Source organism: Epilithonimonas hispanica (genome assembly GCF_003385395.1).
Classification (GTDB): Bacteria; Bacteroidota; Bacteroidia; order Flavobacteriales; family Weeksellaceae; genus Epilithonimonas; species Epilithonimonas hispanica.
The window spans coordinates 20,104-41,444 of sequence record NZ_QNUG01000016.1 but is presented as its reverse complement, the minus strand read 5'-3'; the positions used below and the strand labels follow the sequence as shown (position 1 = coordinate 41,444).

Sequence of the window (21,341 nt, the reverse complement as noted above, 5' to 3'; positions counted from 1 at the left end):
GGAAGGCGGATTAAGCTGCCCAAATTATTAATCTTCTACTTTTTGAAATCCTCCATCAAAGTGATGAAATTATCAAAAAGATAATTCGCATCTTCTGGACCAGGACTTGCTTCCGGGTGATATTGAACTGAGAAACAAGGATGAATCTTGTGTTTCACACCTTCGTTTGTTCGGTCATTCAGAGCGATGTGAGTTTCTACTAAATCTGTATTTTTCAAAGATTCTTGGTCAATCGCATAACCGTGATTCTGAGAAGTGATGGCAACTTTGTTCTTCTCCAAATCCAAAACAGGATGGTTCCCACCTCTGTGTCCGAATTTCAGTTTGTAAGTTTTTGCGCCACAAGCCAAACCTATCAATTGATGACCTAAACAAATCCCAAAAATTGGAACTTTTCCCAGTAATTTCTGAATCATTACCAAAGCTTCCGCATTATCCTCTGGATCACCAGGACCGTTGGAAAGCATTATTCCGTCCGGGTTCATTAATAGAATCTCTTCTGCAGTTGTGTCGTGAGAAACTACGATGATGTCACAGTTTCTTTGAGACAATTCGCGGATGATTCCCAACTTGGAACCGAAATCAACCAAAACAACTTTGAAACCTCTTCCCGGACTTGCGTACGATGTTTTTGTGGAAACCTGTTCTACTTGATTTGTAGGAAATTGAGTCGCTTTTAGTTCTTCGATTACAGCTTTTTCGTCTGCATCTGCGTTGACGATTTTTCCTTTTTCAACCCCTTTGTTTCTAAGGATTCTTGTTAATCTTCTGGTATCGATTCCCGAGATTCCTGACAAGTTTTTCTTTTGGAACAATTCGTCCAAAGTGATCTGCGTTCTGAAATTGGAAGGCAAATCGCACAATTCTTTCACAATCAAACCTTTGATTGCAGGTTCGATGCTTTCGTAATCGTCACGATTAATTCCGTAATTTCCAATCAAAGGATAAGTCATACAAACAATTTGTCCGCAATAACTTGGGTCGGAAATCAGTTCCTGATAACCCGTCATTCCTGTGTTAAAAACTACTTCTCCAGCAGTGTCCTGCTCTGCTCCGAATCCCGTTCCGTAAAAAACTTCACCAGATTCTAATATTAACTTCTTTTTCATTTTTAAATTTTATCAAACGCCAGACTCTTCGACAAGCTCAGAGTGACAGTTTAAAGACTTACTTTTAGATTTTTACTCAAAAAAAACACGCCCGAAAGCGTGAATAAATATTTTAATTTTTGGAGTCGATGAATTTGAATCCTTTGTTTTCCAAATCATATTTAAGGATTGCCATTCTTGCAAAAACGCCGTTCTGCATTTGCTTAAAGATTCTCGACCTTTCGCATTCAACTAATTCTGAATCAATTTCCACACCTCTGTTGATTGGCGCCGGATGCATAATAATGGATGTTGGTTTCATTTTCGCTTCACGTTCTTTTGTCAAACCAAATTTCTTCAGATAATCTTCCGATTTGAAATTGAAGCTTTTCTCGTGACGCTCGTGCTGGATTCTTAATAAAATCAAAACGTCAACTTCCTTTACCAAATCATCAAACTGCATATAAGTTCCGTTCACCAACATTCCTTCGTCAAACCAAAATTCTGGTCCGGAGAAATAAACTTTCGCACCCAATCTTCTGAATAATCCCGAATCTGAATTCGCAACGCGGCTGTGTTTTACATCTCCTACGATTCCTATCTTAAGGCCTTCGATTTTTCCAAATTCCTGAATAATTGTCAGCGCATCCAAAATGGCTTGTGAAGGATGACTTCCTACGCCGTCGCCAGCATTCACGATACTAAGTTTTGCATCTTGCAACGCATCATAATAACGTTTTTCTGAATGTCTGATAACTGCGACATCTACACCAATGGCTTCCAGAGTTTTAATCGTATCCAAAAGTGTTTCGCCTTTAGCAATCGAGCTTTTATCCACTTCAAAATCAATAACCTGAAGTCCCAATTTTTTCTGAGCGACCTCAAAACTTGTTTTGGTTCTTGTACTATTCTCAAAAAACAGGTTTGCTGCGAAGACATCGCCATCAATTTTGCTGATTTTTCCATCTGCAAACTGCTGCGCTTCTTGCAAAATTTTCTCTATACTTTCTGTAGATGTGCGGGAAAGCTTAATCATATCTCAAATTTTTAAATAAAAAAAAACGAAGCCTAAAAAGACTTCGTTAAATATAAAAAATATTGTTGTTGTCGGCAAATTTGCCAATTGTTGTTATCGCTAAATTCTGTACCAGATTCATTGGGTGCAAAGATACCAATATTTTCTATATTATGAAATCTTATTCATAATTTTTTATGTTAAATGAATGAACTTCTGCTCTAAAATTTTTACAAACAAAAATTTTCTTTACTTTTGAAAGAATGATTTGCCATTATGGGATTGGATAAAAAAGACAAATTAATACTTTCGCTTCTACAAGAGGATTCTACATTATCTGTAAAAGAAATTTCCGAAAAAATCGGACTCACTTTCACACCAACTTACGAACGCATCAAAAACCTTGAAAAACAAGGCGTTGTAGAAAAATATGTTGCTATCTTAAACCGAGAAAAACTCGGAATCAACATTGTGGTTTATTGTAATGTCCGTCTCAAAGAGCAATCTCAAAAAACTTTGAAAGAATTTGAAGATTATATTTCCAAATATGATGAAATTCAGGAAATTACAAGTCTTTCCGGTGAATACGACTATATGATAAAAATTCTGGCTAATGATATCAATTCTTACAACGAATTTGCCGTGAACGTCATTTCAAACAGTCCTCATATTGGGCAATATCACAGTTCTATTGTTCTTGCCGAAGTTAAAAAGACGACTAAGTTTAAGTTGGATTAATTGTTATTTTTCGCAGATTTAGCAAATTCAGCAGATTTAAATTATCTGCAAAATCATTCCATTCAGCGAGAATATTTATCCCAACAATTTATCTCTAACTTTATTGAATTGATATTCGATTTCATCGAGGCAAAGATTCCCTAAACTGCCTTGATGAGAATGATTGAGTTCTTTGTAATCGTATTCAAAAACACCATTTTCAATCTCTTTTCCGATTTGGATATAAGCATCACGGAATGATTTTCCCTTCTTCACTTCTTCATTGATTTTTTCTACGCTGAAGATGTATTTATATTTTTCATCATCCAGAATATTATCTTTCACTTCAATATTTGGAAGCGTGTAAACCAGGATTTCCAGACATTCTTTCAACGAATCGATGGCTGGAAAAAGGATTTCTTTTGTCAACTGCAAATCTCTGTGATAACCAGAAGGCAGATTATTGGTCAACAAAATCAATTCATTGGGTAAAGCCTGAATCCTGTTACATCTCGCTCTTACCAATTCGAAAATGTCTGGATTTTTCTTGTGTGGCATAATACTGCTTCCCGTTGTAAATTCTTTCGGAAAGCTTATGAAATCAAAATTCTGACTCAAATAAAGACAAACGTCGTAAGAAAACTTGCTTAAAGTTCCAGCCAAAACCGAAAGCGAATTCGCCAATAATTTTTCGGATTTCCCACGTGTCATTTGCGCATAAACAACGTTATAATTCAGGGTTCGGAAATCTAGTTTATAAGTTGTGCTTTCTCTGTCAATCGGGAAAGAAGAACCGTAACCTGCAGCAGAACCGAGTGGATTTTTATTAATGATATTCTTCGTGGCAAACAGCAATTCCAAATCGTCAACCAAAGATTCTGCATACGCTCCAAACCATAACCCAAAAGACGAAGGCATCGCCACCTGAAAATGTGTATAACCAGGCAATAAAACGTTTTTATGCTGATTGGCTTTGTCTTTCAATATTTGAAAAAACGAGTCGGTTCTTTCCGTGATTTCTCGGATTTCGTCCAAAAGATATAATTTAATATCTGTTAAAACTTGGTCGTTTCTTGACCTTGCAGTGTGGATTTTCTTTCCTGTTTCGCCAAGTTTATCGATGAGAATCGTTTCGATTTGTGAATGGATGTCTTCTGCTGTTTTATCGATTTCGAAGCTTCCTTTTTCGATTTCAGAAAGAACTTCTTCTAAAACCGCAACAATCGCCTGCTCTTCATCCAAACGAATCAAACCAACTTCTGCTAACATTTTTGCGTGAGCAATAGAACCCAACACATCGTATTTTGCTAATCTGTCATCAAAATCCAAGTCTTTCCCGACTGTAAATTGGTTAACCAAATCATTGGTTTTCGTATTATCTTTTTGCCAAATTTTTTTCATTTTTTTTATATTTTGAACGCAAAGAGCGCAAAGATTTTTTTTTTATTTTATTGAAAACACTTTAAGGTTCGCAAAGGCGCTTATGCTCATCAAAGGCTAATTTTTAAATTCGTTCTGAATTGAAGGCAAATCTTCAACTTTGCGAAGTGCAGCCCGACTTGAGCGGAAATCCTTTTTTGCGTATTCATCAAGTTCTATTTAAACTGAAATCGTCTGCAAAAAAGATTGACTTCGTCGAACCACTTCGTTAGGTTTGGGAGCCCTTCGACAAGCTCAGGATAAACTACAGGCGGATTAAGCTGCCCAAAACTTTAAAATTATTTATAATATTTTTTCTAATATTTTGATGTAAATATCGATGCCTTCTCGGATTTCGTCGATGTAAACAAACTCGTCCGCTGTGTGAGAACGCAGACTATCGCCAACGCCCAACTTGACCGACGTACACGGAATAATCGCTTGGTCCGAAGATGTCGGCGAACCGTAAGTTGTCCTTCCCAACGCCAATCCTGCCTGAACAAACGGATGATTGACCTCGATTTTTGAGGAATTAAGACGGAATGACCTCGGCGTGAGTTTCGATTTCATCTGAGATTGGATGATTTCGAAAACTTCGCGATTCGTATATTCGTCTGTGACACGCACATCCAAAGTGAAATTGCATTTTTCTGGAACCACATTGTGTTGACTCCCCGCATTGATAACCGACAAAGTCACTTTCACTTCGCCTAGATAATCGGAAACTTTTGGAAATTTGAAGTTCAAAATATTCTGCAAATCCTGCATACATTTCACAATCGCATTGTCATTGTTAGGATGTGCGGCGTGAGAAGGTGTTCCTATCATGTCTCCGTCAATAACCAACAAACCTTTTTCTGCAATCGCGAGATTCATTTTTGTAGGTTCGCCAACGATTGCTAATTCTACATTTGGAAGTTGTGGAAATAAGGCTTCAATCCCGTCCAAACCAGAGATTTCTTCCTCAGCTGTCAGAGCAATTACCAGATTATGAGTCAAATCTTCAGCTTCATAAAAATAAAGAAAAGTCTGCGCCATTGCTACCAAAGACGCGCCTGCATCGTTACTTCCCAAACCAAATAATTTCCCATCTTTCTCCACAGGAATAAACGGGTCCAAAGTATAAGCTTTGTTCGGTTTTACCGTGTCGTGATGCGTGTTTAGAAGAATCGAAGGTTTGCCTGCATCAAAATATTTGTTGGTTGCCCAAATGTTATTTTTGAATCGGTTCACAGTCAGCTGATGCTCATTGAAAAATCCTTCTATGATTAGAGAAACGTTATATTCGTCTCGGCTCATAGACGGTGTTGCGATGAGTTTTTTCAGTAATTTGACTGCGTTTTCCGTTAATTCTTCTCTGCTAAAGACAGATTTCAGTTCCTTCATTTCCTAGTTTTATTTGGTCTGATAATTTTTCTTCTTTGATTAATGCCACTTTCTGAACGCCATTTTCTTTGGCTCGGAAAGCATTTTCAAGTTTTGGCAAAATCCCTTTGTGGAGTTTTCCTTCAGATTTTAATTCCGAAAATTCTTGTTTGTTAATTGTTTTCAAATTTGAATTTTCGTCTTCAATATTTTCTAAAACTCCATTTTTATCGAAACAGAACAGCAATTCTGTCTCGAAATGTTTTGATAAAGCCTGAGCGATAGTTCCGGCAATCGTGTCTGCGTTGGTGTTGAACAGATTTCCTTTTTTATCGTGAGTGATTGCAGAAAACACCGGAACCAAACCCAGATTTATCATATTTATAATCAATTCGTGATTGATGCTTTTTTCATCAATATCGCCAACAAATCCAAAATCGATTTCAGGATGTTGTCTTTTTTCAGCTTTAATAACATTTCCGTCCGCTCCGGAAAATCCAATCGCATTACAATCGAAACTCTGAAGTTTTGCCACCAAATTTTTATTGATTCTACCTGCATAAACCATTGTTACGATTTTCAACGTTTTCTTATTCGTGATTCGTCGTCCATCAATCATTGTTTGCCTTATTTTTAACTTTTCAGCTAAAGTTTCAGCTATCTTTCCACCGCCGTGAATCAGGATTTTAGCACCTTCGATTTCTGAAAATTGCTCAAGGAAAGTTTTCAATGCTTTTTTGTCATCGATAAGAGTTCCGCCGATTTTTATGATGTGTAGTTTTTGCATTTTTTGTTTTCAATTCTTACATAATTTACACAAAGGCACAAGGATAATTAATTATGCAGTATTGTGTTTTAAGGCACAAAGTTTTTAAAATCTTCGATTTTTTTAGTGCCTTAAAATTATTTCCATTACAATTCTTTTTGTGCCTTTGTGTTTAACATTTATCTAACTCATCCAAAATTTCAGAAAACACAACTTGAGCAGAAAAAATTCTGTTTTTTGCCTGCTGATAAATGATAGAGTTTTCGCCATCCATTACTTCATCACTCAGCTCAAGATTTCTACGAACTGGCAGACAATGCATTACTTTCGCCTGATTGGTCAATTCTAATTTTTCATTGGTTAAGATCCAATTGTCTTCAACTTCCAGCACTTTTGCATAATCATCAAACGAAGACCAATTTTTCACATAAACGAAATCTGCATCTTTCAAAGCTTCGTTTTGATTATGAATCACAGGTGTATCTTTTGTGAAATTTTTGTCCAAATCATAGCCTTCTGGATTTGTGATTACGAAATCAACATCCATTTGCTGCATCCATTCTGTGAAAGAGTTTCCGACAGCTTGTGCAATCGGTTTGATATGAGGCGCCCAAGTCAAAACGACTTTTGGTTTTCTGGTTTCTGTCCAATTTTCTTTAATTGTAATACAGTCCGCCAAACTTTGCAACGGATGTCGCGTCGCAGATTCCAGAGAAACAACCGGAACTTTGGCATGTTTTAGGAATTGGCTTAAAATACTTTCATTAACATCATCTTCTTTGCTTTTCATTCCTGCAAAACATCTCACAGCAATGATGTCGCAATATTGATTCAGAATTTCTATTGCGTCTTTAATATGTTCAACTGTATCGCCATTCATCACAGTTCCATCAGCAAATTCTAAGTTCCAAGCTTCTTGTGCAGCGTTGAGAACTAAGACATTGAGTCCTAAATTCTGAGAGGCGATTTGTGAACTTAATCTTGTTCTGAGACTGGAATTAAGGAAAACCAAACCAATTGTTTTTCCTTTGCCTTTGGTTGGACTTCCCAGTGGATTTTCTTTTATTTTTAAAGCTTTTGCAATAATGTCTTGCAAATTATCTATATCGTAAACCGAAGTGAAATTTTTCATTTTGAAGATTTTTTGAATGCAAAGCGCGCAAAGATTTTTACTAATTTTGAAAATATTTTAAGATTCGCAAATCGAAGATTCATCGATTCCTTTAAAATCAAATAATAAATTGAGATAAAGGCGCTTTCGCTCAGCTAAGCAAGTTTTTAATTTTCTGTTAAAACTTTCTTTTTCTCATCAATTGCTTTCAAAGTTTTTTCTAAAGCATTGATGAATAAGTCGGATTCTTTTTCCGAAATATTGAGCGCTGGCAAAATCCGCAGAACATTTTTATCATTGGCATTTCCGGTGAAAATAAAATGTTCAAACAACAATTCTTTCCTGACATCTACACAAGCTTGGTCGAGCTCAATCCCAAACATCAGACCGCGTCTTTTGATATTTTGGATGTGAGGGAAATTTTTAATTTTTTCTTCGATATAAACTCCTATTTTTTCAGAATTATCAATTAAATTTTCTTTTTCGATGACTTCCAAAACCGCTAATCCGGCAACACAAGCCAAATGATTTCCGCCAAAAGTTGTTCCCAACAATCCGTAACTCGCTTGGAATTTTGGACTGATTAAAACACCGCCAATCGGAAAGCCATTTCCCATTCCTTTTGCAACCGTGATTAAATCTGGTTTGATGTCGAATTCCTGATGCGCAAAGAATTTCCCTGAACGTCCATAACCAGACTGAACTTCGTCTAAAATCAAAACTGCATCGTTTTCTTTACACAATTTTTCAATCGTCAAAATGAAATCTTCCGTCAACAAATTAATTCCGCCAACACCTTGAATTCCTTCGACAATCACTGCTGAAATTTCGTTTTGATTTTCCGCAAAAATCTTCTCCAATTCTTCTGAATTATTGAATTCGCATTTGATGAAATTCTCAGATTCGTTGACTGGTGCTACAATTTTCGGATTGTCTGTAACCGCAACTGCAGCCGAAGTTCTTCCGTGAAAAGATTCGGAAAAATAAACGACTTTCTTTTTCTCGTTATGAAATGAAGCCAGCTTCAAGGCATTTTCGTTCGCTTCCGCTCCGGAATTGCACAAGAACAATGAATAATCTTCGTAGCCTGATAACTTCCCTAATTTTTCAGCTAATTCTTCCTGAATTTTGTTTTCCACAGAATTGGAATAAAAACTGATTTTTTCCAATTGATTCTTCAATTTCTCAACATAATGCGGATGATTGTGACCAATAGAAATCACAGCGTGACCGCCATAAAAATCAAGGTATTGCTGTCCGTTTTCGTCCCAAAGAAAAGAACCTTGAGCTTTTATAGGATTGATGTTGAAGAGTGGATAGACGTTGAATAAATTCATTTTGGTTGATGGTTGTCGGTTGATAGTTGATTGACTTTAAAAAGCAATTGGTTTTAGGTTTAATCCAAGATTTTGTTCCCAGCCATTTGCGATATTCATATTTTGAACTGCTTGTCCGGATGCACCTTTCAAAAGGTTATCAATCGCAGAATGAACCGCTATTTTATTTCCTTTCTTTTCTATTTGAATTGTACAAAAATTGGTATTTACAACTTGTTTCATATCGATTGCTTTTTTAGAAATCTTGACAAATGGTGAGTTTTTATAAAATTGCTCATATAAATCATAAACCGCTTCCAAACTCAAATCTGTTTTGACAACTGATGTCGTAAAAATTCCTCTGGAAAAATCGCCCCGCCAAGGAACAAAATTAAGCTCCACTTCGTTTTTATTAAGTAGATTAAGTTGCTTAACAACCTCGTCTACGTGCTGATGATTCAAAGTTTTGTAAGCCGAAATATTATCATTTCGCCAAGTGAAATGTGTTGTTGGCTGCAACGATTGCCCAGCTCCAGTTGAACCAGTGATTCCTGTTGTGTAAACTTCATCTAGCAAATTTTCTTTCGCCAACGGCAACAAAGCTAACTGAATTGCCGTCGCAAAGCACCCAGGATTAGCAATACTATTAGCCTTTTTGATTTGATCGAAATAAATCTCTGGCAAACCATAAACAAAATCTCTGCTTCCAAAATGGGTAGAAAGTCGGAAATCGTTTCCTAAATCTATTATTAATACCTCAGCGTCTGCTGGTCTTTCTGCAAGCCATTTTGCACTTTCTGTGTGAGGCAAGCAAAGAAAAAGAATATCAACCGGACGCAATGTATTTTCTAAAACCAAATCGCAAACGGAATCTAAATCCGGATACAAATCCGAAATCTTAACGCCGGAATTGGAACGACTGTACAAAAATTTTAATTCTATATTCGGATGAAAAGCCAGCAATCGAACAAGTTCACTTCCTGTGTAACCGTTGGCACCGATGATTCCGACTGATTTTTTCATTTTTTAATATTTTGAACGCAGAGAGCGCAAAGTTTTTTATTCTTATTGAAAATATTTTAAGTTCGCAAAGGCGCTTACGCTCAGCAAAAGTTTGGTTAAACATTAAATCCTTCGGATTCTGTTATCTCTAATTCCTTTCTTTCCGTAGGTTTGGCTTCGCCGAATCTCATTCCTCGATTTCACCTACGGCTACTGATATTGAACTCTTCGAGTTCTTTGATTCTAGTTCAATTTGTTGACCTGATGATATATATTGAGCGAGTTGCTGAGGATTTTGGTAAAACCTTTCACGTCTTCCCCACTCCACGCGAGATTTTCTTCGCCATAACTTCCGAATTTTGAAGACATCAAATCATTGGCAGACTCAATCCCGTTCAAAATGAAACGATACGGATGAAGCGTGATGAAAACTTTTCCATTAACCGTTTTCTGAGAATCCTGCAAAAACGATTCGATATTTCTCATCACTTGGTCAAGGAAAAGTGCCTCGTGAAGCCAGTTTCCATACCAATCTGACAATTGTGATTTTATTGTCTGCTGATATTTTGACAATGTATGTTTCTCCAGCAAATGATGCGCTTTAATAATGATTGATGCAGCAGCAGCTTCGAAACCGACACGCCCTTTAATACCCACAATTGTGTCTCCAACATGGATATCACGGCCGATTCCGTAAGGTGAAGCTAATTCCTCAATCTTCTGAATCGCCAAAACCGGATGCGAAAACGTCTCGCCGTTCACAGAAAATAGCTCTCCATTTTTAAATTCAATTTCCAATTGAGAAGGTTCTGTTTTCTCGATTTGCGAAGGAAATGCTTCTTCTGGAAGGTAATTTTGCGAAGTCAAAGTTTCTTTTCCTCCAACAGAAGTTCCCCAAAGTCCTTTATTAATAGAATATTTTGCTTTGTCAAAATCCATTTCGTAATTGTGATTTTTCAGGAATTGAATTTCATCTTCACGCGACAAACTCAAATCACGAATTGGTGTGATGATTTCGATTTTCGGGCACATTACTTGGAAAATCAAATCAAAACGAACTTGGTCATTTCCTGCACCTGTACTGCCATGCGCAATCGCGTCCGCTCCAATCTCAATCGCAGCTTCGGCAATGGCCTGCGCCTGAATGGTTCTTTCTGCACTTACAGACAACGGATAAGTATTGTTTTTCAAAACATTACCAAAAATTAAATACTTAACACAATCATTATAATATTTCTCCGAAGCATCAACAAACCTGTAAGAAGCCACGCCTAATTTTTCCGCTTTCTCTTTAAGCGAAACTTCATCTTCCTTATCAAAACCGCCTGTATTAATCGTGACTGCGTGAACTTCGTAACCCAAAGTTTCACTCAGATATTTTGCGCAATAAGAGGTATCCAAACCTCCGCTAAATGCCAAAACTACTTTCTTACTCATTGTTGTTATTTATTGATTCAAAATTTTTCTTTTTCTCTTTATTCAGATTTTCGGGAACGAAAAGCATTGCCGTACAAAGACAGTTTTTACGTTCTTTCATCATCAGAATATCATAATTGACGCAGTTTTTGCAACCATTCCAGAATTGTTCGTCCTGAGTCAATTCAGAATAGATAACCGGTTTATAACCCAAACTACTGTTGATTTTCATCACCGCCATTCCTGTAGTCAATCCAAAAATTTTAGCGTTTGGATATTTTTCTCGTGATAATTGGAAAATCCTTTCCTTAATCTGAGTCGCCAAACCCATATTTCTAAATTGAGGCGAAACTATCAATCCTGAATTGGCCACATATTCACCATTTGTCCAAGTTTCTATATAACAGAAGCCCGCCCAAGTTCCATTTTCGTCAATTGCAATAATGGAATTGCCTTCTGAGATTTTTTTGCCCAGATATTCTGAAGAACGTTTTGCGATACCTGTTCCGCGTTTTTTCGCAGAATCCTCCATTTCGTTTCTGATTTCTTCTACATAAACCAAATGTTTCTCTGAAGAAACTTCTAATTTCATTGATATTATCTAAATTAAGATGCAAAACTAAAAATAATTATCTTTATATACCAAATAAAAAAGATAATTTTATCTGTTAAATTTATTTTAACAATAATATTATCTTTAGTTAAAATTACAATATTGCTAATTTATTATACATTTGCTAAAAAAGTATAGTTATGGAAAATCAATGTCCTAAATGCAATAATCAAAATGTTTCAAAAAGTGGAATTATAAAAGGAAAACAAAGATTCTACTGTAAGAATTGCAACTATAATTTTACCGTTAAAAAATTAGGAAAACAAATTGATGACTATTATGTAACTAAAGCTTTACAACTCTATCTTGAAGGATTAAGTTATCGAGAAATTGAAAGAATTATCGGCGTTTCTCACGTGAGCATTAGTTCTTGGATTAAGAAATATAATATTACAAGACCACCACATTCGGAGTCCCATCCCGTGTATAAGATATTGAAACAAAGCGAATTAATAGAATATATCTCTCAAGAAAACAATCTTGAAAATTCCGGATTGATTATCACTCAATTTGCTGATAAATATATGCTAATTAAGTGGGAACGATTCAAAAAGTAAATTTATTATTAATTAAAACTATACTATTAGCATTAATATATATTAAATTTTTGTAAACAAAATATTAATAACAATTTGGCAATCACAAAATAAACACCAAATTATTATTAATTTATGAATAAAATTCTCACTTTTATAGGATTAGCGCTTTTAAGCACCAGCCTATATTCGCAAGGTTCGCCTGATTATGGGAATGGTTTAAAACTAAACCTGAATCCTGAAGGCGACAAGTATGTAAGATTTATTCTTTGGAACCAGATCTGGTTAAGAAATACGGAAATGAATCCCGGAACGATGGTTTCTGACGAAGCTACCAAAAATACATGGAACATAGGAAACCGACGTCTGAGAGCACTTGCTTATGCACAAATTACCAAAAGATATATGGTTTTGATGCATTTCGGGATTAATAATCAAACTTTCATCAATGGTGGAGGTTCAGGCTCTACTGGAACCGGAGGTTATGGAAACGGTAAAAAACCTCAAATGTTTTTTCACGATGCCTGGAACGAATATGCGGTGGTTTTACCCGGAGAAGCGGGGAAATTCAGTTTAAGTTTGGGAGCCGGTCTTCATTATTATATGGGACTTTCCAGAATGACAATGGCTTCCACCTTAAATTTCTTGACTGTTGATTCGCCGATTTTCACTTGGCCATTGATTGACAATTCTGACCAATTCGCAAGACAAATGGGAATGTTTGCCAAAGGGAAATATGGCAAGTTCGAATATCGTTTCAGTCTCAACAAACCTTTTGCCACCAATATTGCGCCTGTAGATGTCACCAATCCGGCAGCTAGAGTTGCAGTTGACAACAATGGAAATCCGGAATTTTCAAAAGCAGGTTATGTAGAATATCAATTTTTGGATTCCGAATCTAATCTTTTACCCTTCAAAGTTGGTTCTTATCTGGGAACTAAAAAAGTTTTCAATTTAGGAGCAGGTTTTTATCATCAAAAAGACGGTACAAGAACCTCAGTTAATTCTCAAATCGAGAAACACGACATTGCACTTTACGCAGTTGATGCCTTTGCAGATTTACCTTTAGGAAATGCTAAAAACAAAATGGCACTTTCTGCTTATGCTGGTTTTTATAATTACAACTTCGGACCGAATTATTTGAGAAATATTGGAATAATGAACGTTGGCTCCAATGACCCAAATTTCATCGGAGACAAAGCGATTGCCGGCGCCGGAAATCTACAACCAATGATTGGAACAGGAAACATCTATTATCTGCAGGCCGGATTACTCTTGCCAAACAATGCCGATAAACCGAAAATCAGAATTCAGCCCTTTGCAGCTTACACGAATAAGAATTTCAAAGCTTTGGAAAATTCATCTTCGCAATTTGATATTGGAGCCAATTGGTTTATTGACGGTCATCACGCCAAACTGACGACGCAGTACTCCACACGGCCAACTTACACAAGCGCTTCGGCAGAACCAAAATCAAAAGGAGAATTCATCCTTCAGTTCCAGATTTATCTATAAAAATCATTAACACAAAATCATAAAATGCAATGAGCGATTCACATCACGTACAGTACGAGAACCTGAGCGACAAGCAAAAAAACCGCACCATTTGGAGCGTGATTATGGCTTCATCTCTCGGCACCCTTATCGAATGGTATGACTTCTACATTTTCGGAAGTCTGGCAATTGTCCTAGCCACAAAATTTTTTCCGGCAGATAATCCAACAGCAGCTTTCCTATCAACTTTAGCAACATTTGCGGCAGGTTTCGTAGTGAGACCCTTCGGAGCGCTGTTCTTTGGAAGATTAGGCGATATCATTGGAAGAAAATACACTTTTCTTGTAACGCTTTTGATTATGGGATTCTCGACATTCCTAATCGGATGTATCCCGAGTTATGAGACGATTGGTTTTATGGCTCCGCTTTTAGTTTTAATCCTTAGACTTTTACAAGGTTTAGCACTTGGAGGAGAATATGGAGGAGCAGCGACTTATGTTGCAGAATACGCACAACCAGGAAGACGCGGTTACTGGACATCTTGGATCCAAACAACAGCAACGGCAGGTTTATTTATTTCATTAATTGTTATCCTGATTACAAAAACATCACTTTCCGCCGAGGAATTTGACACTTGGGGATGGAGAGTTCCGTTTTGGATTTCAATATTGATGGTTGTTGTTTCTTATTTCATCAGAAAGAACATGAAAGAATCTCCTCTTTTTGCCAAAGCTAAAAGCGAAGGAAAAACTTCTACCAATCCACTGAAAGAAAGTTTTGGAAATAGATTCAATTTCAAATTTGTTTTGCTTGCACTTTTCGGAGCTGCGATGGGACAAGGTGTCATCTGGTACACTGGACAATTTTACTCAATGAGTTTTATGCAAAAGGTAATGAACATCGATGGAACTCAAGTCGACTCATTAATGGCATTAGCATTGTTCCTTGGAACACCTTTCTTTGTATTCTTCGGATGGCTGTCTGATAAAATCGGAAGAAAAGCCGTGATGATGACAGGAATGGTAATCGCAATTTTTGCCTATAGACCTATCTACAGCGCAATGTTTAATTCTGTTGATCTTTCTAAAAAAGAAGTTGCAGCAGGCGGAATCACAGAAACCAGAACCGCCAAAATTCACGATAAAGTAGCAACAGACAGCTTGATTACTTTCCATAAAGAAATTGCTTATACAGATGGGACCTTGATGAAAAAAGACAGCGTAGTTCATTGGTCAGCAGCCGGACCTGTAATGAAAGATGGAAAAATTGAGGAACCAAAACTTTCAAAATCAATCAAAATAAGTAATGATACGAGATGGTATTTGGTATTCTTAGTTTTCATTCAAGTGATTTTTGTAACCATGGTTTACGGTCCTATTGCAGCATTCTTGGTTGAGATGTTCCCTGTCAGAATCCGTTATACATCTATGTCTTTGCCTTATCACATTGGAAATGGAGTCTTCGGTGGATTGCTACCTGCAGTTGCGACTTATCTCGTGACAACTGCAAAAGATGCAGGACACGTGAGCTGGTATTTGGAAGGACTTTGGTACCCGATTGGCGTTGCTGCAGTCTGTCTCATCATCGGATTAATCTATTTGAAACATAAAAACAATAGTATTCACGATTAAATCCAGAATTATTAATTAACTTTAAATCAAACAAAAAAATGGACGGATTAAAAAAAATATTAGGCATCGTTTGGATTCTACTCGCATTGGTAGTTCTCTACTTCGGGTTAACTGTAATGGGAATCCCTAAACTAACATCAGGGAAACAGGAAGATTTGGTATTCGGGATTATTATTGTATTTATCTTATTACCAATTGTTTCAGGAGGATTAGGAGTTTTCGGGTATTATGCTTTGAGTGGCGATTATTCCGAAGAAAAATTGTAAACAAATCACTAAATTATAATTACAAAAACCACACATTTCAAATTTTGTTTTGTGTGGTTTTAAAATTAAAAATGAAAAAGAGACACGAACAAAAACTGATTCTCCTGAGCTTTGGATTATTTATTTTATTCAGCGCTCCGATGATTCTTTTGTTCAACAGCGAGAAAGGATTGTTCGGGTTTCCGATGATTTACATCTACATCTTCGGAGTGTGGATGCTCTCCATTATCATTTCGTTTGTCATTTTCAAAAAATACGATGAATAGCTACGCCTTATTTGCAGTTGTAATTCTCTATCTCGCCCTTCTTTTCCTCGTTGCACATCAAGCAGAAAAAAAGAAGAGCAAGATTTGGGTGAACAATCCTTACATCTACGCATTGTCGTTGGCAGTTTATTGTACAGCGTGGACTTATTACGGAAGTATCGGCGTTGCCGTGAATGACGGACTGGATTATCTTCCGATTTATGTTGGTCCGATTATCATTATTCCAGCGTGGATTTATATCAATCGAAAAATTATCCGAATTGCGAGAATCAACAAAGTCAGTAGTATTGCGGATTTTATTTCTCTGCGTTATGGGAACAGTCGTTCGTTTGGTGCGATTATTACTTTGGTTTGTATTTTTGGGATTATTCCTTACATCGGACTTCAGATTAAAGCCATTTCCGAGACGTTTCATTTGGTTACAAAAACTCCGATTTCGAAGGATTTGTTTACAGATAATGCGACTTATGTAGTAGTTTTATTAGCATTATTTTCGTCTTACTACGGAACGCGTTATGTTGACGCATCCGAGAAAAGATTAGGAATAATTTCTGCTGTTGCGCTAGAAAGTTTTCTAAAATTAATTTTCCTAATTGTTCTTGGAATCTTCGTTACGTTTTTTGTTTTTGACGGATTTTCTGACATCTTTCAAAAAGCAAGTCAATTTTCAGATTTTAAAGCTAAAAATACATTTTCAGGATTGGAAGGAAGCATCAATTGGATTATTTTAAGTTTAATTTCTGCTTCAGCGATTTTCCTTTTACCGAGACAATTTCACACGACAATTGTTGAGAATAGACAAGAAAAACATCTGAAAACAGCGATTTGGTTTTTCCCACTTTATCTTTTGATTTTTAATGTTTTTGTATTTCCGATTGCTTGGGGCGGACGCATTATTTTTGAGGGACAAATTGTCAACCCTGAGTTTTATTCAATTTTGATTCCTCAGCATTTCGGCAATCAATTGATTACAGTTTTAGTTTTCCTTGGCGGATTGAGTTCATCAATTTCGATGGTAATTATTTCGAGTATTACATTATCAATTATGCTTTCAAACAATCTTATTATTCCTTATGGTTGGCTGGATAAATTCAAATCCGATAATGATATAAAAAACACCAAAAGTATTACTAACATTAGAAAAATAAGTATTTTCATTCTGATTGTAACCGCTTTTATTTTTTATAAATTTTTCATTTTACAGAACAGTTTATATTCGGTTGGACTGATTTCTTTTGTTGTGATTTCTCAACTCGGACCTTCATTTTTTGGAGCGATTTTTTGGAGAAGAGGAAGTTATAAAGGAGCTGTTTTCGGGTTGATTGGTGGGCTAATTATTTGTTATTTTGGATTAATTATTCCGCAGTATTACTTTTCTTACAATCAGGAATTCAAAGGATTTTTGATAGAGATGTATGATTGGTTCAGCTTTTTCAACATTCCTTATTTGGATAGTATTTCTCAGATTTTCTTTTGGTCGATTTTGATCAATATGATTTTATTTACAGTGATTTCCTTGAGTCAAAAAGGCGATTATCGTGAACGTAATTTTGCAGAAATCTATGTTGATGTTGACAGATATATTCAGAATCACGAGAATGCTTTTATCTGGCGAGGAAAAGCTTATGTTTCTGATATCAGAAATATCTTGGTTAAATTCCTTGGAGAAAAGAAAACCGAACAGGCAATGCGGATTTTCAATCTCAAATATAATATTGACACAAGAACGGAAACTGCTGATGCAAGATTCATTAAATTCTCAGAGAATCTTTTGTCCGGAAGAATTGGAACCGCTTCTGCAAAAATCTTGATTGAAGGTGTGACTTATGAAGACAAAATCTCTTTGAAGGAAGTTTTGGAAATCCTAGAAGAATCCAAAGAAAATATCAGTCTTAATAAAAAACTGACGGAACAAAGCAGAGAACTGAGACAACTTTCTGATGAATTAAGCTCTGCCAACGAAAACCTTATCTTCAAGGATAAACAGAAAGATGATTTCTTGGATTCTGTTGCACACGAACTCAGAACACCTCTAACAGCCATCCGATCTGCTGGTGAGATTTTGGCTAACGACGATGATATTCCGTTGGACATCAAGAGAGAATTCCTCAATAATATCATCACAGAATCTGACCGATTAAATGAAATCATTAATGATATTCTTTATCTCGACAAGTTGGAACACGGAGAAATCACTTTGAATATCAAAACCAATGACATCATTGAAACCTACCAAAAAGCCCTGAATCCAATCAGTCATCTTTTACATCAAAAGAATATTCATCTGAGTGAAGTCAATCTTTTAACAGAAACAAAATTCGAATATGATGAAGCAAGGTTGATTCAGGTTTTCCAGAATATTTTAGGAAATGCTTTGAAATTCACGGATGTGCAAGGAACAATCCAGGCAAAGTTTCAAGAAAAAGACAATCAATTGATTATAAGGATTTTCAATACGGGTAAACAAATCCCAGAAGATGACCTCAATCTGATATTCGATAAGTTTTATCAATCCAGAAATCAGAATATCAGAAAACCTTTGGGAAGCGGACTGGGATTGGCGATTTGTAGAAAAATAATGCAAGCGCATAAAGGGAATATTTCTGCAGAAAATAATGGATTAGGAGTGAGTTTTGTATTAAAACTCCCTTTAAATACACAAAAACAACAATGAAAAAAATATTAATAGCAGACGACGAACACAAAATCCTGATGTCTTTGGAATACAGCTTTAGGAAACAAGGTTACGAAGTCTTCATCGCAAGAGACGGAACCGAAGTTTTGGACTTATTAAAAACCATAATTCCAGACGTCATTTTACTCGATATTATGATGCCAAATCTCGATGGTTACAGCACATTGAACGAAATCAAAACTATGGAAAATCTCAACCACACCAAAGTCATTTTCCTAAGCGCGAAAACCAACCCGAAAGACATCGAAAAAGGTTTGGAATTAGGTGCAGATGCTTATGTTACAAAACCCTATTCTATTAAGAAATTGATTCAGCAGATTGAGGAGATGCTCGATTAGAACAAAGAGAAAAGAATAAAGAAATAAGATTTATAAGAATTAAAAATATTAATACATATGAGAAATTATCACATTCAGAATTTACAGGATTATTTCAAGGAGTACAAAAAGTCAATCAAGAATCCTAAGAAGTTTTGGGACAAAGTAGCAGATGAGAATTTTGTGTGGTATCAGCGTTGGTCCAAGGTCGTGGATTACAATATGGAGGAAGCCAACATCAAATGGTTCAAGAATGCTAAACTTAATATTACCAAAAACTGCCTAGACAGACATCTTTCCGTAAGAGGTGACAAAACCGCCATCATCTGGGAACCCAACGACCCGAAAGAAGAAGCACAACATATCAGCTTCAACGAGCTTTATGAAAGAGTTAATAAAACAGCAAATGTTCTAAGAGAAATGGGCATAGAAAAAGGAGACAGAGTTTGCATCTACCTTCCTATGATTCCTGAATTAGCGGTTACAATGTTGGCTTGTGCAAAATTAGGAGCTGTTCATTCGGTGATATTTGCTGGGTTTTCTGCTTCTGCTGTGGCTTCCAGAGTGAATGACTGTGGAGCGAAAATGGTCATCACTTCAGACGGAAGTTACAGAGGAAACAAAGTTCTTGACCTGAAAAGCATCGTGGATGAAGCTTTGGAAAAAACACCAACTGTAGAATCTGTTTTGGTTGTGAAAAGAACCCACAACGACGTGAAGATGAAAGAAGGCAGGGACCACTGGATGTCCGAGTATTATGACAAAGCTTCTGCTGAGTTCGTAACTGTGATTATGGATGCGGAAGACCCGTTGTTTATTCTTTATACATCAGGTTCTACAGGGAAACCAAAAGGAATGCTTCACACCAACGCCGGTTATATGGTTTACACGGCTTACACGTTCAAAAATGTATTTAATTACAAAGAGAATGACATCTATTGGTGTACGGCGGATATTGGTTGGATTACTGGACACTCGTATATTCTTTATGGTCCGTTATTGAATGGCGCAACGACTGTTATCTTCGAAGGGATACCGACTTTTCCTGATGCAGGGAGATTCTGGGAAGTGATTGAGAAACATAAAGTGACTCAGTTCTATACTGCTCCAACTGCTATCCGTTCTTTGGCGAAAGAAAGTGTGGAATGGGTAGAGAAGCACGACCTTAGCTCTTTAAAAGTAATTGGTTCGGTTGGAGAGCCTATCAATGATGAAGCTTGGCATTGGTACAACGACCACGTTGGAAAGAAGAAATGCCCTATCGTAGATACTTGGTGGCAAACCGAAACTGGCGGAATCTTGATTTCTCCAATTCCATTTGCTACACCTACCAAACCGACTTATGCGACACTTCCATTACCGGGTATTCAGCCGGTTTTGATGGATGATAAGCGTAACGAAATCACAGGAAATCAAGTAACAGGAAATCTTTGTATCCGTTTTCCTTGGCCTGGAATTGCTAGAACGATTTGGGGAGACCATCAGCGTTATAAGGAGACTTACTTCTCGGCTTTCCCTGGGAAATATTTCACGGGTGATGGTGCTTTGAGAGACGAGGTGGGTTATTACAGAATCACGGGTCGTGTGGATGATGTGGTGATTGTTTCCGGTCATAATCTTGGGACTGCTCCTATTGAAGACAGCATCAACGAACATCCTGCGGTGGCTGAATCTGCAATTGTGGGTTACCCGCACGACGTTAAAGGAAACGCCTTGTATGGTTTCGTGATTCTGAAAGAATCCGGAGAGGTAAGAAACAAAGAGAACTTGACAAAAGAAATCAACCAGTTGATTTCTGACCAGATAGGCCCTATTGCGAAGTTGGATAAAATCCAGTTTGTGTCTGGGTTGCCGAAAACCCGTTCCGGAAAGATTATGCGTAGAATACTGAGAAAGATTGCGGAAGGCGATTACTCTAACTTTGGAGATACTTCTACTCTACTGAATCCAGAGATTGTGGATGAGATTAAGGATGAAAGGGTGTAGATTCGTTGATTCGTTGATTTGTTAAATTGTTGATTTGATGATTTGATTTTTATAGCAGTGGGCTTCGAGAGCCTCAGCCTGACAATGACTTTAGACCTTAAATTATAAAGCAAAGACCATCCGATTTTGGGTGGTCTTTGTCATTTTCAATGTACCAATTTGTCACTTGAAGTAATCCATCATATAGAGAAGTTGGGGGTTGAGGTTACTAAGGTTCTCGATACAATTTTTCTCCGCTGGGCTGCGAAAAATCATTCGGACTTACGGGATATTTCTAAGATTATAGATACAGTTTATATAGGATGTTTTAATAAAAAATCAA

At 36.7% G+C, this 21,341-nt stretch carries 19 protein-coding genes; 9 read left to right on the top strand and 10 right to left on the bottom strand.

Annotation, left to right across the window (positions count from 1 at the left end):
- Positions 1 to 35: 35 nt before the first annotated feature.
- Complete coding sequence (locus DRF58_RS09225) at positions 36 to 1,109, bottom strand: carbamoyl phosphate synthase small subunit (protein ID WP_116034856.1); 1,074 nt, start codon at positions 1,107 to 1,109, stop codon at positions 36 to 38.
- A gap of 112 nt (positions 1,110 to 1,221) precedes the next feature.
- The gene (locus DRF58_RS09220; RefSeq protein ID WP_116034854.1) at positions 1,222 to 2,124 is read right to left on the bottom strand and encodes an aspartate carbamoyltransferase catalytic subunit; all 903 of its coding nucleotides are present in this window, start codon (positions 2,122 to 2,124) and stop codon (positions 1,222 to 1,224) included.
- 255 nt (positions 2,125 to 2,379) lie between these two features.
- On the opposite strand from DRF58_RS09220, the gene DRF58_RS09215 reads away from it, so the two are divergent.
- Positions 2,380 to 2,841: an Lrp/AsnC family transcriptional regulator gene (locus DRF58_RS09215; RefSeq protein ID WP_168926414.1), complete on the top strand. Its 462-nt coding sequence runs from the start codon at positions 2,380 to 2,382 to the stop codon at positions 2,839 to 2,841.
- A gap of 75 nt (positions 2,842 to 2,916) precedes the next feature.
- On the opposite strand, the gene argH is transcribed toward DRF58_RS09215, so the two are convergent.
- The 8 genes from argH to DRF58_RS09175 all read right to left on the bottom strand — a co-directional run bounded on the left by argH (position 2,917) and on the right by DRF58_RS09175 (position 11,807).
- A complete protein-coding gene (argH, locus tag DRF58_RS09210; protein ID WP_116034852.1) occupies positions 2,917 to 4,221 on the bottom strand; it encodes an argininosuccinate lyase in 1,305 nt (434 codons plus the stop codon).
- A gap of 321 nt (positions 4,222 to 4,542) precedes the next feature.
- The gene (locus tag DRF58_RS09205) at positions 4,543 to 5,625 is read right to left on the bottom strand and encodes a M20 family metallo-hydrolase (RefSeq protein WP_116034850.1); all 1,083 of its coding nucleotides are present in this window, start codon (positions 5,623 to 5,625) and stop codon (positions 4,543 to 4,545) included.
- The gene (gene argB, locus DRF58_RS09200; RefSeq protein ID WP_116034848.1) at positions 5,600 to 6,391 is read right to left on the bottom strand and encodes an acetylglutamate kinase; all 792 of its coding nucleotides are present in this window, start codon (positions 6,389 to 6,391) and stop codon (positions 5,600 to 5,602) included. The genes DRF58_RS09205 and argB overlap by 26 nt, the downstream gene beginning before the upstream one ends.
- A 151-nt stretch (positions 6,392 to 6,542) precedes the next feature.
- Positions 6,543 to 7,502: a Rossmann-fold NAD(P)-binding domain-containing protein gene (locus tag DRF58_RS09195; protein ID WP_116034846.1), complete on the bottom strand. Its 960-nt coding sequence runs from the start codon at positions 7,500 to 7,502 to the stop codon at positions 6,543 to 6,545.
- 146 nt (positions 7,503 to 7,648) lie between these two features.
- Complete coding sequence (locus DRF58_RS09190) at positions 7,649 to 8,818, bottom strand: aspartate aminotransferase family protein (protein ID WP_116034844.1); 1,170 nt, start codon at positions 8,816 to 8,818, stop codon at positions 7,649 to 7,651.
- 36 nt (positions 8,819 to 8,854) lie between these two features.
- A complete protein-coding gene (gene argC, locus DRF58_RS09185; protein ID WP_116034842.1) occupies positions 8,855 to 9,820 on the bottom strand; it encodes an N-acetyl-gamma-glutamyl-phosphate reductase in 966 nt (321 codons plus the stop codon).
- 222 nt (positions 9,821 to 10,042) lie between these two features.
- Positions 10,043 to 11,236, bottom strand: coding sequence for an argininosuccinate synthase (locus tag DRF58_RS09180; protein ID WP_116034840.1), 1,194 nt, complete (start codon positions 11,234 to 11,236; stop codon positions 10,043 to 10,045).
- Complete coding sequence (locus DRF58_RS09175) at positions 11,229 to 11,807, bottom strand: GNAT family N-acetyltransferase (RefSeq protein ID WP_116034838.1); 579 nt, start codon at positions 11,805 to 11,807, stop codon at positions 11,229 to 11,231. The genes DRF58_RS09180 and DRF58_RS09175 overlap by 8 nt, the downstream gene beginning before the upstream one ends.
- 161 nt (positions 11,808 to 11,968) lie before the next feature.
- On the opposite strand from DRF58_RS09175, the gene DRF58_RS09170 reads away from it, so the two are divergent.
- The 8 genes from DRF58_RS09170 (at position 11,969) to acs (ending at position 21,019) form a co-directional block, all read left to right on the top strand.
- A complete protein-coding gene (locus tag DRF58_RS09170; protein ID WP_116034836.1) occupies positions 11,969 to 12,385 on the top strand; it encodes an IS1/IS1595 family N-terminal zinc-binding domain-containing protein in 417 nt (138 codons plus the stop codon).
- A 114-nt stretch (positions 12,386 to 12,499) separates the two neighbouring features.
- Positions 12,500 to 13,879 (top strand): porin, encoded by a 1,380-nt coding sequence (locus DRF58_RS09165; RefSeq protein WP_116034834.1) that lies wholly within the window; start codon positions 12,500 to 12,502, stop codon positions 13,877 to 13,879.
- A gap of 29 nt (positions 13,880 to 13,908) precedes the next feature.
- Entirely contained in the window at positions 13,909 to 15,489 is a 1,581-nt protein-coding gene (locus tag DRF58_RS09160) for an MFS transporter (RefSeq protein ID WP_116034832.1), read from the top strand.
- Positions 15,490 to 15,527: 38 nt separating this feature from the next.
- Positions 15,528 to 15,755, top strand: a complete 228-nt coding sequence (locus tag DRF58_RS09155; RefSeq protein ID WP_089871948.1) for a DUF6814 family protein — start codon at positions 15,528 to 15,530, stop codon at positions 15,753 to 15,755.
- Positions 15,756 to 15,826: 71 nt separating this feature from the next.
- On the top strand, positions 15,827 to 16,021 hold the full coding sequence (locus tag DRF58_RS09150) for a hypothetical protein (protein WP_116034830.1): 195 nt from the start codon (positions 15,827 to 15,829) through the stop codon (positions 16,019 to 16,021).
- Positions 16,014 to 18,695, top strand: coding sequence for an ATP-binding protein (locus DRF58_RS09145; protein ID WP_116034828.1), 2,682 nt, complete (start codon positions 16,014 to 16,016; stop codon positions 18,693 to 18,695). The genes DRF58_RS09150 and DRF58_RS09145 overlap by 8 nt, the downstream gene beginning before the upstream one ends.
- A complete protein-coding gene (locus DRF58_RS09140; RefSeq protein ID WP_116034826.1) occupies positions 18,692 to 19,054 on the top strand; it encodes a response regulator transcription factor in 363 nt (120 codons plus the stop codon). Before DRF58_RS09145 ends, DRF58_RS09140 begins: the two co-directional genes overlap by 4 nt.
- A gap of 57 nt (positions 19,055 to 19,111) precedes the next feature.
- Positions 19,112 to 21,019: an acetate--CoA ligase gene (gene acs / locus DRF58_RS09135; protein ID WP_116034824.1), complete on the top strand. Its 1,908-nt coding sequence runs from the start codon at positions 19,112 to 19,114 to the stop codon at positions 21,017 to 21,019.
- Positions 21,020 to 21,341: the final 322 nt, after the last annotated feature.

What these genes read in the sequence shown, in the direction of transcription:
- DRF58_RS09220 (WP_116034854.1), bottom strand. Translation starts at nt 2,124, where the DNA reads ATGATTAAGCTTTCCCGCACATCTACAGAAAGTATAGAGAAAATTTTG.
- acs (WP_116034824.1), top strand. Translation starts at nt 19,112, where the DNA reads ATGAGAAATTATCACATTCAGAATTTACAGGATTATTTCAAGGAGTAC.
- DRF58_RS09225 (WP_116034856.1), bottom strand. Translation starts at nt 1,109, where the DNA reads ATGAAAAAGAAGTTAATATTAGAATCTGGTGAAGTTTTTTACGGAACG.
- DRF58_RS09140 (WP_116034826.1), top strand. Translation starts at nt 18,692, where the DNA reads ATGAAAAAAATATTAATAGCAGACGACGAACACAAAATCCTGATGTCT.
- DRF58_RS09180 (WP_116034840.1), bottom strand. Translation starts at nt 11,236, where the DNA reads ATGAGTAAGAAAGTAGTTTTGGCATTTAGCGGAGGTTTGGATACCTCT.
- DRF58_RS09160 (WP_116034832.1), top strand. Translation starts at nt 13,909, where the DNA reads ATGAGCGATTCACATCACGTACAGTACGAGAACCTGAGCGACAAGCAA.
- argC (WP_116034842.1), bottom strand. Translation starts at nt 9,820, where the DNA reads ATGAAAAAATCAGTCGGAATCATCGGTGCCAACGGTTACACAGGAAGT.
- DRF58_RS09215 (WP_168926414.1), top strand. Translation starts at nt 2,380, where the DNA reads ATGGGATTGGATAAAAAAGACAAATTAATACTTTCGCTTCTACAAGAG.
- DRF58_RS09155 (WP_089871948.1), top strand. Translation starts at nt 15,528, where the DNA reads ATGGACGGATTAAAAAAAATATTAGGCATCGTTTGGATTCTACTCGCA.
- DRF58_RS09195 (WP_116034846.1), bottom strand. Translation starts at nt 7,502, where the DNA reads ATGAAAAATTTCACTTCGGTTTACGATATAGATAATTTGCAAGACATT.
- DRF58_RS09175 (WP_116034838.1), bottom strand. Translation starts at nt 11,807, where the DNA reads ATGAAATTAGAAGTTTCTTCAGAGAAACATTTGGTTTATGTAGAAGAA.
- DRF58_RS09170 (WP_116034836.1), top strand. Translation starts at nt 11,969, where the DNA reads ATGGAAAATCAATGTCCTAAATGCAATAATCAAAATGTTTCAAAAAGT.
- DRF58_RS09150 (WP_116034830.1), top strand. Translation starts at nt 15,827, where the DNA reads ATGAAAAAGAGACACGAACAAAAACTGATTCTCCTGAGCTTTGGATTA.
- DRF58_RS09205 (WP_116034850.1), bottom strand. Translation starts at nt 5,625, where the DNA reads ATGAAGGAACTGAAATCTGTCTTTAGCAGAGAAGAATTAACGGAAAAC.
- DRF58_RS09145 (WP_116034828.1), top strand. Translation starts at nt 16,014, where the DNA reads ATGAATAGCTACGCCTTATTTGCAGTTGTAATTCTCTATCTCGCCCTT.
- argH (WP_116034852.1), bottom strand. Translation starts at nt 4,221, where the DNA reads ATGAAAAAAATTTGGCAAAAAGATAATACGAAAACCAATGATTTGGTT.
- DRF58_RS09165 (WP_116034834.1), top strand. Translation starts at nt 12,500, where the DNA reads ATGAATAAAATTCTCACTTTTATAGGATTAGCGCTTTTAAGCACCAGC.
- DRF58_RS09190 (WP_116034844.1), bottom strand. Translation starts at nt 8,818, where the DNA reads ATGAATTTATTCAACGTCTATCCACTCTTCAACATCAATCCTATAAAA.
- argB (WP_116034848.1), bottom strand. Translation starts at nt 6,391, where the DNA reads ATGCAAAAACTACACATCATAAAAATCGGCGGAACTCTTATCGATGAC.